Below are 13,298 nucleotides of genomic sequence, written 5' to 3' on the forward strand. Positions count from 1 at the left end.
ATATTTTCCCGCTAAAAATAAGTTAAGAAGAGTTTTACCCCGCTTACTCTGAAGTTCTTCACATACCTATCCACAGAAAAAGTGCATAAAATCGCGGGTGATTCCAAAAATCTGTTTATAACTTTGCGTATAACTGTGAGTTATCCCATTTTTATTCATGCGGATCGGCATTAACCAGTGGTTTACCGCCTGTTGGTAGTATGAAACAATCAGAACATCTATGAGTTTAAGCGATTGAGGTAGTCCGGTGATCGATGATGATGGCTACCGCCCGAATGTTGGTATTGTAATTTGTGACAAGCAGGGTCAGGTATTGTGGGCCAGACGATACGGCCAGCACTCCTGGCAGTTTCCACAAGGGGGGATAAACCCTGGTGAAACCGCTGAGCAGGCCATGTACCGCGAGCTGTTTGAGGAAGTGGGGCTTGGCCGTAAAGATGTACGTATTCTGGCTTCAACCCGTAACTGGTTACGTTATAAATTGCCGAAACGTTTGGTGCGTTGGGACACAAAGCCGGTTTGTATCGGCCAAAAGCAAAAATGGTTCTTGCTGCAACTGATGTGTAACGATGCTGATATCAATATGCAGCGCAGCAGTACGCCTGAATTTGATGGCTGGCGTTGGGTCAGTTTCTGGTATCCGGTTCGTCAGGTGGTGTCATTTAAACGCGATGTTTATCGTCGCGTAATGAAAGAGTTTTCCACTACTATTATGCCGATGCAGGAAGTCTCCCTTCCCAGGATATCGCCCGCTTATCGTCGTAAAAGAGGCTAAGTCACGAAGAGATGCTCACGCGTTTGCGAGAAATTGTTGAAAAGGTAGCAATGGCGTCCAGCCTCAATGATGCGCTGGACGTACTGGTCAACGAAACCTGCCTGGCGATGGACACGGAAGTGTGTTCCGTCTATCTCGCTGACAATGACCGTCGTTGTTATTATCTGATGGCGACGCGAGGTTTGAAAAAACCTCGTGGTCGGACTATTACGCTGGCTTTTGATCAGGGTATTGTCGGTCTGGTAGGGCGTCTGGCCGAGCCCATCAACCTTGCCGATGCGCAGAGCCATCCAAGCTTCAAATATATTCCTGCCGTAAAAGAAGATCTTTTCCGATCCTTCCTGGGTGTGCCGATCATTCATCGTCGTCAGTTGCTGGGTGTGCTGGTTATCCAGCAACGTGAACACCGGCAGTTCGACGAAAGTGAAGAGTCGTTTATGGTCACGCTTGCCACCCAGCTGGCGGCGATCCTTTCTCAGGCACAGCTTAATGTGCTTTATGGGCGCTTTCGCCAGACGCGCGTTCGTGCGCTTGCCGCATCTCCAGGCGTGGCCATCGGTGTTGGCTGGCAGGACAGCTCTCAGCCTTCGCTCGACCACGTTTATATGGCGTCTACGCTTGATACTGTGCGTGAACGCGAGCGCCTGACCCGCGCTCTGGAAGATGCCGGTGCGGAGTTCCGTCGCTTCAGTAAACGTTTCGCGGCGAGTGCGCAGAAAGAAAGCGCGGCGATTTTTGACCTCTATTCTCACCTTCTTAATGATGCCCGTCTCAAACGCGAACTGTTCGCCCAGATAGATCAGGGTGCAGTGGCGGAGTGGGCCGTCAAAAAGGTTGTCGAAGAATTTGCGGCGCAGTTTTCCAGCTTGCAGGATACCTATCTGCGTGAGCGTGGCAGTGACTTACGGGCGCTGGGGCAGCGGCTGGTGTTTCATCTTGATGATACGATCCAGGGCAACACGCAGTGGCCAGAACGTTTTATTCTGGTTGCAGATGAACTGACAGCCACTTTGCTGGCTGAAATGCCGCAAGACCGTCTGGCAGGCGTTGTGGTTCGCGATGGTGCAGCTAACTCACATGCGGCGATTTTGGTTCGCGCAATGGGCGTGCCGACCATTATGGGCGCTGATATACAGCCTGCACTGCTCAGCCAGAGACAACTGATCGTTGACGGCTACCGTGGTGAGTTGCTCATTGATCCGGAAGCCGTACTGGTCACAGAATACAAGCGTCTGATTAGCGAAGAAATGGAGCTGAGTCAGAAGGCTGAAGATGACGTTGAGCAACCCGCAGCGCTGAAAAGCGGCGAACGGGTGAAAGTGATGCTGAATGCCGGTCTGAGCGCAGATCATGAAAAATTGTTTGGCAGTCGCGTTGACGGCGTTGGGCTTTATCGCACCGAAATTCCGTTCATGTTGCAAAGCGGTTTTCCTTCTGAGGAAGAGCAGGTCGCGCAATATCAGGGCATGTTACAGCTGTTTCCGCAAAAACCCGTGACCCTGCGAACGCTGGATATCGGCTCTGATAAGCAATTGCCTTATATGCCGATCAGCGAGGAAAATCCTTGTCTGGGTTGGCGCGGGATACGAATTACCCTCGATCAGCCTGAAATTTTCCTGATCCAGGTCCGTGCGATGTTGCGTGCGAATGCCGCAACCGGAAATCTTGGCATTCTTCTGCCAATGGTCACCAGCCTGGAAGAAATTGATGAGGCCCGTCGCTTAATCGATCGCGCCGGACGTGAAGTGGAAGAACAACTGGGTTATGAACTGCCGCGCGCGCGTTTGGGCGTGATGATAGAAGTGCCGTCGATGGTCTTTATGCTGCCTGCACTGGCCGGGAGAGTGGAGTTTATTTCCGTCGGCACCAACGACCTGACGCAATATCTGCTGGCTGTTGATCGTAACAATACCCGTGTTGCAGGGCTTTATGACAGCCTGCATCCGGCGATGCTGCGGGTGCTCAAACAAATTGTCACCACCGCTGAGGCTGCCGGGCTGGATGTCAGCTTATGTGGCGAGATGGCGGGTGACCCGATGGGCGCATTACTGCTTACCGGTATGGGTTTTCGCAATCTCAGCATGAACGGACGCAGCGTTGCCCGTGTAAAATATCTGCTTCGCCGTATTGAACTCCATGATGCCCAGGAACTGGCCAGCCGGGTGTTACAGGCGCATTTCACGACGGACGTGCGTCATATGACGGCTGCTTTTATGGAAAGACGCGGTCTGGGCGGCCTGATCCGCGGGGGTAAATAAGCGCCGGATACCACGCTTTGCCCCAGGTTACCCTCATCCTGCTCGCCTCACGGCGCTGGATGAGATGATTTTTTACAGAACTTTTCCAGCAGCTTAGCCCCGGAAAACCTTCCGGCTATGCTACTATTCGCTCCCTGCTGGCCCCTGAACGGGCAATAATGATAAACAATTTGTGGTGATAGATGAGCAACAGCTATCTGGCGTTTCCCCAGTTTGATCCGGTAATTTTCTCAATCGGACCGGTATCTCTCCACTGGTACGGACTGATGTATCTGGTCGGTTTTGTCTTCGCGATGTGGCTGGCGGTACGCCGTGCCAATAAGCCAGGCAGCGGCTGGACAAAAGATGAAGTCGAAAACTTGCTGTACGCCGGTTTCCTGGGGGTATTCCTCGGTGGCCGTATCGGGTACGTTTTCTTCTATAACCTGCCTTTATTCCTCGATAATCCGCTTTATCTTTTCAAAGTCTGGGATGGCGGCATGTCTTTCCACGGCGGCCTGATTGGCGTGATCGTGGTCATGCTGATTTTTGCCCGTCGTACCAAACGCAACTTCTTCCAGGTTTCCGACTTTATCGCTCCGCTGATCCCGTTTGGACTTGGCGCAGGTCGTTTGGGTAACTTCATCAATGGCGAACTGTGGGGGCGTGTGACCACAGATGTACCCTGGGCGATGCTGTTCCCGGGCTCACGTCAGGAAGACATCGCGATTGCTGCGGCTGACCCTAAATGGCAGCCATTGCTGAATCAGTATGGCGTATTGCCGCGTCATCCTTCCCAACTGTACGAACTGCTGCTTGAAGGCGTTGTACTGTTTATTATTCTGAATGTGTTCATCCGAAAATCACGCCCGATGGGCGCCGTATCAGGTTTGTTCCTGATCGGATATGGCTTATTCCGCATCATCGTTGAACACTATCGTCAGCCGGATGCCCAGCTAGGCCTGTTCGATGGAATCATCAGCATGGGGCAGGTTCTGTCCATTCCTATGGTGGTCATTGGCCTGATTATGATGGTCTGGGCATATCGCCGTCCGCAGAAACAATTGTCGTGAGGTAACATGAAACAGTATCTGGATTTAATGCAGAAAGTGCTCGATGAGGGCACCCCTAAAGCCGACCGTACCGGTACGGGCACGTTGTCGATTTTTGGCCATCAGATGCGTTTCAACTTGCAGGAAGGTTTTCCGCTGGTCACCACCAAACGTTGTCATTTACGCTCCATCATTCATGAACTTCTATGGTTTCTGAAAGGCGAAACGAATATTGCCTACCTGCGTGAAAATAATGTCAGCATCTGGGACGAGTGGGCAGACGAAAAGGGTGACCTCGGTCCGGTTTATGGCAAGCAATGGCGTGCCTGGGGCGCGGCTGACGGCAGGCAAATCGACCAGTTGACAAATGTGGTTGAACAGCTAAAAAAAGATCCGGATTCACGCCGCATTATTGTGTCGGCATGGAATGTCGGTGAGCTGGATCAGATGGCGCTGGCACCTTGCCACGCTTTCTTTCAGTTCTATGTGGCCGACGGGAAACTCTCTTGCCAGCTGTATCAGCGTTCATGCGACATCTTCCTGGGTCTGCCGTTTAACATCGCCAGCTACGCGCTGCTGGTGCATATGATGGCACAGCAGTGTGATCTGGAAGTCGGTGACTTTGTCTGGACCGGTGGCGATACGCATCTGTACAGCAACCATATGGAACAGACACATCTGCAGCTGACGCGTGAGCCTCGTGCATTGCCAAAACTGGTGATTAAGCGCAAACCGGCCTCCCTGTTTGATTACAACTTCGAAGATTTCGAGATTGAAGGGTACGATCCACATCCTGCAATCAAAGCGCCTGTGGCGATCTGATTTTTTGTGGTTTGCCGCCTGACAGCCTGGTCAGGCGGTAATTTATCCCTTCTCACGTTTCTTGCTGCATTTTTTACACCTTTCCCTGACGATTCCCACTCCGATTTTTATCCTGATGTTATCCCTGCGAGATATCACGCAAATTTTTTGCCGCGTGTATTTTATTGCACCGATTGCTCTGAAGACATCCTGGAAAAAATGACTTTGCCGGTGGCGATAAAAATCTACACGCTTATTTTGGCGGTATGAAAACATTTGAGCGGGCAGGAGAGCAGGGAATGTCGCTGATCGAAATGATGGTTGTTGTGGCTCTGATTGCCATGTGTACGTTATGGGGAATCCACAGCTGGCGCAGTTACCAGCAGGCATTGAAGCTTGAACAATCGGCTCAGCAACTGCGTTTGTATTTATACGGAGTCCAGGCCGAAGCCAATAATTACAATCGTTCTGCTGTTTTATGGGGGATTTCCGGCGAAAACGGGTGTGTGGGAACCGGCATCCGCCCCTCTGATTGCCGTAATGCGGCGGGTAAAATATTCGCCCTTCATGAAGCTGGCATTGAATTAGCCGACGTTCCTGAAAAAAATATGGGCTTTTACGGCCTGCGGAATGCGGCACTTGCCGGGCATATCACGCTGAGAAATCCAGCAGGGAGTGTGCGAATCGTTCTCTCCGTCAGAGGGCGGTTGCGTATGTGTAGTGAAACACAGCCTTTACTGGGTATCGGGCTATGTCAGTGAACACATCCCGTTGTCAGGGATTCACGCTGCCCGAAGTTATGATTGCGATGGGTATTGGCAGCATGCTGATGCTCAGTGCCGCACAAATCTATCCGCTTATGCGCCAGAGAAGCCAGAGTCTGGGCCGGCATTATCAGCTGGAACAACTGTTGCGCCAGAGTATTTCTGCTATCGGCAAAGATATCCGTCGGGCCGGTTTTTGTAACGGAAACTGTGAGGGCAAATCTTTTATCATAAGTAACGCTGCCGGCGAAGCGCCTGGCTCCTGCATCATTGTTATCTATGACCTGAACCGTAACGGAATATGGGATAAAGCCAGCTCACCGGAATCTGAATACTTTGGTTATCGTTTACGACAGGGGGGGATTGAAATCCAGCGCGGAACAGATGACTGCGGGAGTTCTGGCTGGGAAAAACTCCTTGATCCGGCTGAAGTTAACGTGACCCGATTTACGATTACGCAGGTAGTAGAAAGTGCCTCCGGCCGTCTGTATTCTCTGCAACTGGAAGCCCGCTGGAGCAAAGATCCTTTTATCCACCGTCAGGTTAACGAGATGATTGCAGGCCATGTTTTATGACAAGCGTAGTCAAAAGAAGCGAGTCACTCAGACAACGTGGGAGCGCCATGATCCTGAGTATTCTGGTGATGATGGGATTAGGCTTGATTGTCCTTAATTCGCTGCAACAGCAACTTTCCGCCGGGCTTTCGCTGACGTCAAATCAGCATCGCTATAATGTTGCCTGGGAAAATGCAGCTTCGGCATTGGCGTGGGGCATAGGACAATCATGGAGCGACGCCATGATCCCTACTGGCAGTGCCGGGAGGTGGCGGATGGGATCATTATTTCAGGAAGTGGCCGGGCCTGTGTCCGCCCTGCCTTTCGGGAAGATATCTTTCTGGTGCGTGGTGAAGGCCGGTTAACTCAAGACAATGAACCCGTTGTACAGTATCAGCAAGTCAGTAGTAAAAAGCAGGCTGGCGGAGATCTGATTTTTTCGCCACTAAAACAAGGATGGCTGGATTTTTGTCCTGAGACTGATGCGCAGGTCTGCAATGAATGAAAGCTGCTCAGCACAGCAAGGTTTCAGCCTCACAGAAGCGCTGATCGCCATGTTGCTCTTGTCAGTTTCCATTCTGGGGCTCCTGAATTATTACCAGTCACTGAGCCACGGTTTTATGCGCCAGTGGCAGGTTCAACAGGCGTGGGCAGAAGCGCATTCCCAGCTTGAAGCCTATTCTGTAGCCGGGAAGGGGACGGAGCCTTTTGCGAAAAATTGGGAATATCTGATTAGCGGCACTTCATATGCACAATCCTGCAAGTTGGTTACTGCGGCAATTCAAACGCCGACAAAATATCAGGCCATATTGCAGCGTTTGATATGTGATTTTGCCCCCTGAAGTGGCATCTGTCAGCCGCATATTACCGGGCAAAAATACTGTTAAGCTACTTGCAATGGCGGGTTAACAGCTTAGAGTGGTTTAACCGGGTGTTTTTTCCCCTATTGGGAACCATGAGTGTTGTGGCTAAAACATAACGGAGCACAGGAAGAAAATCCCGATTCGATTTTTTTTCACAACTATCCTGTTTCTGCGCGGTCTGAACAGACTCAATCGCTCAAAACAGCGTGTTGAGGTTCATCGGTTATTGAACCGTGTATTTATTGCCTGCGTGGCACGTTTATTCGATTGAGGGAGAGTGGCAATGTTAAAACAGGTTACCCGCGTTTTCGGGGTACTGTTGTTATTGAGCGTTGGGATTCCTGTTGTTTCAAGTGCAGCTGACTGGCAACCTTTTGCACAAGCTATCAATAAAAGTCAAAACGACCCTCGTCACTATCAGGCAATAAGACTGGCCAATGATATGACCGTTTTGCTGGTTTCTGACCCTCAGGCGCCCAAATCTCTCGCCGCATTGGCCCTTCCTGTCGGCTCGCTGGAGGATCCTGATTCTCAGTTAGGCCTTGCCCATTATACTGAGCATATGTTGCTGATGGGCTCGAAGAAATATCCTCAGCCGGAAAGCCTGTCTGAATTCCTTAAGAAACACGGTGGGAGCCATAATGGCAGTACAGCTTCTTACCGCACCGCGTTTTATCTTGAAGTAGAAAACGATGCCTTGCCAGAAGCGGTAGATCGCCTGGCGGATGCTATCGGCCAACCACTATTAGATCCCGCCAACGGAGACCGTGAGCGTAATGCCGTGAACGCTGAACTGACGATGGCCCGATCGCGTGACGGTATGCGGATGGCGCAAGTTCGCGCAGAAACATTAAATCCTATGCACCCGGCAGCCCGCTTCTCAGGGGGTAATCTGGATACGTTGAAAGATAAACCGGGCAGTAAGCTTCATGACCAGCTGACGGCTTTTTATCAGCGTTACTATTCCGCTAACCTCATGGTCGGTGTGATTTATAGCAATAAACCTTTGCCTGAACTTGCTGAACTGGCCTCCACAACCTTTGGCCAGATCGCCAATCATCATGCCGCCGTGCCGCCGATTACAGTCCCGACGTTAACTGCAGACCAAAAGGGCGAGTTTATCCATTTCGTTCCTGCACAGCCGCGCAAAGAATTGCGGATTGAATTTGCCATTGATAACAATAGTGCCGATTTTCGCAGTAAAACCGATACCTATATCAGCTACCTTATTGGTAACCGCAGCCCGAATACCCTATCCGACTGGTTACAGAAGCAGGGCTATGCCGACGGGATCCGTGCAGGTGCGGATCCGATGGTTAACCGTAATATGGGCGTATTCAATATTTCTGTTTCCCTGACGGATAAGGGGCTGGCGCAACGCGATACCGTTATTGCCGCCATTTTCAACTATCTCAATGAAATGCGCGCTCAGGGGATCCGGAAATCCTATTTTGATGAGATTGCCCACGTTATGGCGCTCGACTTCCGCTATCCGGCACTGACGCGTGATATGGATTATGTCGAATGGCTGGTGGATACCATGCTGCGGGTACCTGTCGGGCATGTTCTCGACTCGCCGTATCTTACTGACCAGTATGATCCTAAAGCGATTGAATCACGGCTAACTGAAATGACGCCGCAAAATGCACGTTACTGGATCATCAGCCCGAATGAGCCTCACAATAAAGTGGCCTACTTTGTTAATGCGCCGTATGAGATCGATAAAGTTCCCGTGCAAACCTACTCGCAGTGGAAGACGCTGGGGCAGGGGATTTCTCTGTCGCTGCCTGCGCTGAATCCGTACATTCCGGACTCACTTGCGCTGGTCACTAAAGATTCGACGGCGACGAAACCTGAATTGTTAGTTGAAGATAAAGGGTTGCGGGTGTTCTACATGCCGAGTCGCTATTTTGCTGATGAGCCTAAAGCGAATGTGACCGTTTCTTTCCGCAATGAGCAGTCTCTCAGCACGGCTAAAAATCAGGTGCTGTATGGCCTGACGGATTACCTCACCGGCGTTGCTTTTGATCAGCTGAGCTATCAGGCATCCATTGGCGGGATCACGTTCGGCACATCGCCTGATAACGGATTACAATTTACTGCTACCGGTTTCACCGAGTGTCTGCCTGATTTACTGGCCGCACTGGTCGATAACTACCCTGATTTCAAACCGACACAGGAACAGCTTGATCAGGCGAAATCATGGTATCTCGAGCGTTTAGCTTCAGCAGATAAAGGGAAAGCGTTTGAGCTGGCGTTACAACCGGTTCAGTTGCTTTCGCGGGTGCCTTATACCGAGCGCAGCGAGCGTGAAAAGCTGGTTTCCGCCATCACACTGGAAGAGGTGAACGCCTACCGTGAACAACTGGTTCATCATGCTGCGGTAGAAGTGATGGTCGTGGGGAATATGACGGCTGATCAGGTTAAAGCGATGTCTTCGCAAATCATGCAAAAGTTGGGTGAGCATGGGACACAGTGGTGGCGCGGCAAGCAGGCCGTAGTGACCGGACCGCTGAAAGCGAATATTCAGCGTATCGGGACAAGTTCGGACTCTGCGCTGGCAGCGGTGTATGTCCCCACCGGTTATGATGAAGTTCAGAGCATGGCGTACAGTGCTTTGCTGGGACAAATTATTCAGCCATGGTTCTACAGTCAGCTTCGGACACAAGAACAACTGGGTTACGCAGTGTTTGCTTTTCCTATTCCGGTAGGCAAACAGTGGGGGATTGGTTTCCTGCTGCAAAGTAACAGCAGGCAACCTGATTATCTGTATCAGCGCTATCTGGCATTTTATCCGCAGGCCGAAAAACGTCTGCGTGAAATGAAGGATGACGAGTTCCTGCAATACAAACAGGGGCTGGTGAATGAAATGCAGCAAAACCCGCAAACGTTAGATGAGGAAGCTGACCGTCTGGGAAATGATTTTAGCCGCGGAAATCCACAATTTGACACCCGCACGAATGTTATCCGGGTTATTGCCGGGCTGACGCAAACTCAGCTGGCGGATTACTTCAATCAGGCCGTAATAAAACAGGATGGTCTGGCGATGTTGTCACAGGTCTCAGGCAATGACAGCAAGTCGCCACAATACGCGGCGCCTGAGGGCTTTAAAACCTGGTCTGATACCTCAACGTTGCAACAGGCGCTGGAACCGCACACGGATAAATAACCCGCTGATGTGTAAAGCAAAATAAAAAGGGCGCGGAAGCGTCCTTTTTATAACTGAGGCCAGGTAGTGAGAGAGTTACAGCTCAGCGATCAGTATTTTGGAACGACGCTGGTAGTTGTACATTTCCTGTTTCTGAATCGGCAACACATCCACTTCTGCTGGTTTGAAACCACGCTCCTGGAACCAGTGAATGCTGCGGGTCGTCAGTACAAACAGCCTGTTCAGCCCCATGAGTTTCGCCTGGCTGGCAACGCGTTGCAGTAACATTTCACCCCGTGAAGAGCTGCGGTAGTCCGGGTGAACCGCCACGCAGGCCATTTCGCCAATCCCTTCATCATGAAACGGATAAAGCGCCGCACAGGCAATGGTCAGGTTATCCCGCTCGATAATGGTAAATTTATCGATTTCCATTTCCAGCTGCTCGCGGGAACGGCGTACCAGAATACCCTGTTGTTCCAGCGGACGAATAAGTTCCAGAATGCCACCGATGTCGTTGATGGTTGCTCGCCGAACTTGCTCGGCACTTTCCATCACGATTTGCGTGCCAATGCCGTCGCGCGAAAACAGTTCCTGAACCAGTGCACCGTCTTCCTGATAGCTGATCAGGTGACTGCGACGTACGCCGCTGCGGCAGGCCTTCACCGCGCCGCGCAGGAAGCGAACGGTACCGGAAAGATAATCGCCGCCGGATTCCATCTGATCAATTTTTTGCTGTGCATCATTAGGAAACAGTTCGGAAATAATATTACCTTCCTCGTTGATTACCCCTTGCGAAGAGCAGAAGCCGATCATTTTTTCTGCTTTCAGTTTGATCGCCAGTTGTGTTGCGACTTCTTCGGAAGTCAGGTTGAAGCTTTCACCGGTAACCGAAACTGCAACCGGACCGAGCAAGACAATCGCATTGCTGTCGAGCTGACGGTGAATCGCTTCTTCATCAATACGGCGGATACGCCCACTGTGACAGTAATCAATACCGTCATCGACGCCCAGCGGCTGAGCAATGATAAAATTGCCGCTGACGACATTGATATGCGCGCCCTGAAGTGGCGTATTATTCAGACTCATTGACAGCCGCGCCGTGATATCGAGCTGCAGCAGCCCGGCGGCTTGCTTAACCAGTTCGAGCGCACGTGCATCCGTGACGCGAATATTCTTATGATAAATCGGCTCGTAATTATGCTCAGAAAGGTTCTCATCAATCTGCGGACGGGCGCCATAAACGACGACCAGACGGATGCCTAAACTGTGTAACAGGCCGATATCGTTGACAATATTGCTAAAATTTTCATGTTCAATGGCTTCCCCACCGAGCATGACAACGAATGTTTTGCCTCGGTGAGCATTTATATAGGGAACTGAGTGGCGAAATCCCTGAACCAGTTCAGTACTACGTTCCTTCACGGCAAAACCTCGTATGAATTTTTATTCGTAATTTTTGTATTTTTATTCTTTTGCGGCGCTGTGGCAAGTAAGAAATCTCTGTTTTTGTTTTAACACCCATCACAAACATACAACAAATTGATAAATCGAATAAATGTTTAGGAATGACATGCAGGATATGATTCGTTAGAATTCGTAAAATGAGTTTTTTATCAGCTATTTTTTACTTTTGGACACTTTTTGAGACTGCATGACTGACGATACCCACAATCCCGGAAGACGACGCCTCCTGCAAACCGTAGCTGCTTCCTGGATACTGAGCGTGAGTAAAGTGGGTTTTGCTGCCAGCTCACAGGTCATTGCTGTACGTATCTGGCCCTCGTCTACTTATACCCGAATTACGCTTGAATCCAGCACTCCCTTAAAATATAAGCAGTTTCTGCTCAGCGATCCGCCGCGCGTTGTGGTGGATATCGAAGATGTGCATCTCAACAGTGTGTTAAAAGGGTTGGGCGAAAAAGTCCAGCAAAGTGATCCTTATATCAGACAGGCGCGGGTGGGGCAGTTTGATACCAAAACGGTCCGCCTGGTGTTTGAGCTCAAGCGTGTAATCAATCCACATGTCTTCACGCTGAAACCGGTCGCTGAATTCCATAACCGGCTGGTGCTCGATCTTTATCCGCAAGAGGGTGAAATCAGTGCTCAGGACGATCCGCTGCTGGCGTTACTGGAAGATTACAACCGCGGAGATGTGGCGAGAACGCTACCTCCGGAAAAGGCAAAAGATGGTCAGGCGGGGCGAAGCCGGCCGTTGGTGATCATGCTTGATCCTGGTCATGGCGGTGAAGATCCGGGGGCGATTGGCAAATATAAGACCCGTGAGAAAGATGTTGTATTGCAGATCGGCCGCAGATTACAGAAGCTGATTATGCGTGAACCCAATATGAAAGCGCATATGACCCGCAATGAGGATGTGTTTATTCCGCTTAAAGTCCGCGTGGCAAAGGCACGAAAACTGCGGGCAGACCTTTTTATCTCTATTCACGCAGATGCATTTACCAGCCGTGCAGCAAAAGGCTCGTCGGTTTTCGCTCTGTCGACCAAAGGGGCAACCAGTTCCGCAGCACGTTTTCTCGCACAAACACAGAATGAATCTGACCTGATAGGCGGCGTCAGTAAAAGCGGTGACCGCTATCTGGATCACACGATGTTTGATCTGGTTCAGACAGCAACCATCAGCGATAGCCTGAAATTTGGCAAAGAAGTGCTGACGCGTATGGGCAGGATTAATCATCTGCATAAAAATAAAGTGGATCAGGCCGGGTTCGCGGTATTAAAAGCGCCGGATATCCCGTCAATTCTGGTGGAAACGGCGTTTATCAGTAACATCAGTGAAGAGAAGAAATTGCGGACTGCACATTTTCAGCAGCAGGTGGCAGAGTCTATTCTGGCCGGGATCAAAGCATATTTTGCAGAAGGTGGGATGTTGGCGAGGGGATAACCAGAGAGGCTGCGAGGTGATTATTTCCGGCGCTTGGCGGAATTCAGAGACAAAAAAACACCCGTTAGGGTGCCTGATGTTTGTAACCGATTTTTAGTAGTTGGTTGCGGGGGCCGGATTTGAACCGACGACCTTCGGGTTATGAGCCCGACGAGCTACCAGGCTGCTCCACCCCGCGTCCGTCACTACACTTACAGCTTAA

The 13,298-nt window shown here is 50.7% G+C and carries 12 protein-coding genes and 1 tRNA gene; 11 read left to right on the forward strand and 2 right to left on the reverse strand.

Annotation, left to right across the window (positions count from 1 at the left end):
- Window positions 1-247 precede the first annotated feature (247 nt).
- The 10 genes from rppH to ptrA all read left to right on the forward strand — a co-directional run bounded on the left by rppH (window position 248) and on the right by ptrA (window position 10,215).
- Entirely contained in the window at window positions 248-775 is a 528-nt protein-coding gene (gene rppH / locus J1785_RS10830; RefSeq protein ID WP_129954948.1) for an RNA pyrophosphohydrolase, read from the forward strand.
- A gap of 11 nt (window positions 776-786) precedes the next feature.
- Window positions 787-3,033, forward strand: a complete 2,247-nt coding sequence (gene ptsP / locus J1785_RS10835; protein WP_129954949.1) for a phosphoenolpyruvate--protein phosphotransferase — start codon at window positions 787-789, stop codon at window positions 3,031-3,033.
- Window positions 3,034-3,215: 182 nt separating this feature from the next.
- Entirely contained in the window at window positions 3,216-4,085 is an 870-nt protein-coding gene (lgt, locus tag J1785_RS10840; protein WP_129954950.1) for a prolipoprotein diacylglyceryl transferase, read from the forward strand.
- Between the two features lie 6 nt (window positions 4,086-4,091).
- Window positions 4,092-4,886 (forward strand): thymidylate synthase, encoded by a 795-nt coding sequence (gene thyA, locus J1785_RS10845; RefSeq protein ID WP_129954951.1) that lies wholly within the window; start codon window positions 4,092-4,094, stop codon window positions 4,884-4,886.
- Window positions 4,887-5,131: 245 nt separating this feature from the next.
- A complete protein-coding gene (locus J1785_RS10850) occupies window positions 5,132-5,626 on the forward strand; it encodes a prepilin peptidase-dependent protein (RefSeq protein ID WP_274388853.1) in 495 nt (164 codons plus the stop codon).
- On the forward strand, window positions 5,617-6,204 hold the full coding sequence (locus tag J1785_RS10855) for a prepilin peptidase-dependent protein (protein ID WP_217219399.1): 588 nt from the start codon (window positions 5,617-5,619) through the stop codon (window positions 6,202-6,204). The genes J1785_RS10850 and J1785_RS10855 overlap by 10 nt, the downstream gene beginning before the upstream one ends.
- Entirely contained in the window at window positions 6,201-6,548 is a 348-nt protein-coding gene (locus J1785_RS26935; RefSeq protein ID WP_338020344.1) for a DUF2509 family protein, read from the forward strand. Before J1785_RS10855 ends, J1785_RS26935 begins: the two co-directional genes overlap by 4 nt.
- The gene (locus J1785_RS26940; protein ID WP_338020345.1) at window positions 6,452-6,688 is read left to right on the forward strand and encodes a DUF2509 family protein; all 237 of its coding nucleotides are present in this window, start codon (window positions 6,452-6,454) and stop codon (window positions 6,686-6,688) included. The genes J1785_RS26935 and J1785_RS26940 overlap by 97 nt, the downstream gene beginning before the upstream one ends.
- The gene (locus J1785_RS10865; protein ID WP_129992051.1) at window positions 6,681-7,025 is read left to right on the forward strand and encodes a prepilin-type N-terminal cleavage/methylation domain-containing protein; all 345 of its coding nucleotides are present in this window, start codon (window positions 6,681-6,683) and stop codon (window positions 7,023-7,025) included. The genes J1785_RS26940 and J1785_RS10865 overlap by 8 nt, the downstream gene beginning before the upstream one ends.
- A gap of 304 nt (window positions 7,026-7,329) precedes the next feature.
- Window positions 7,330-10,215 (forward strand): pitrilysin, encoded by a 2,886-nt coding sequence (ptrA, locus tag J1785_RS10870; protein ID WP_217219400.1) that lies wholly within the window; start codon window positions 7,330-7,332, stop codon window positions 10,213-10,215.
- 75 nt (window positions 10,216-10,290) lie between these two features.
- Here ptrA and argA read toward each other — a convergent pair whose 3' ends face one another.
- Window positions 10,291-11,616: an amino-acid N-acetyltransferase gene (gene argA / locus J1785_RS10875; protein WP_129954956.1), complete on the reverse strand. Its 1,326-nt coding sequence runs from the start codon at window positions 11,614-11,616 to the stop codon at window positions 10,291-10,293.
- A gap of 229 nt (window positions 11,617-11,845) precedes the next feature.
- Between argA and amiC the strand changes: the two genes are divergently transcribed.
- Window positions 11,846-13,096 carry an N-acetylmuramoyl-L-alanine amidase AmiC gene (gene amiC / locus J1785_RS10880; RefSeq protein ID WP_217157815.1) on the forward strand — a complete coding sequence of 417 codons (1,251 nt, stop codon included), beginning with the start codon at window positions 11,846-11,848 and terminating at the stop codon, window positions 13,094-13,096.
- Window positions 13,097-13,197: 101 nt separating this feature from the next.
- Here amiC and J1785_RS10885 read toward each other — a convergent pair.
- A tRNA-Met gene (locus J1785_RS10885) sits at window positions 13,198-13,274 on the reverse strand.
- Window positions 13,275-13,298: the final 24 nt, after the last annotated feature.

It is taken from the genome of Rahnella perminowiae (genome assembly GCF_019049755.1).
Classification (GTDB): domain Bacteria; phylum Pseudomonadota; class Gammaproteobacteria; order Enterobacterales; family Enterobacteriaceae; genus Rahnella; species Rahnella perminowiae.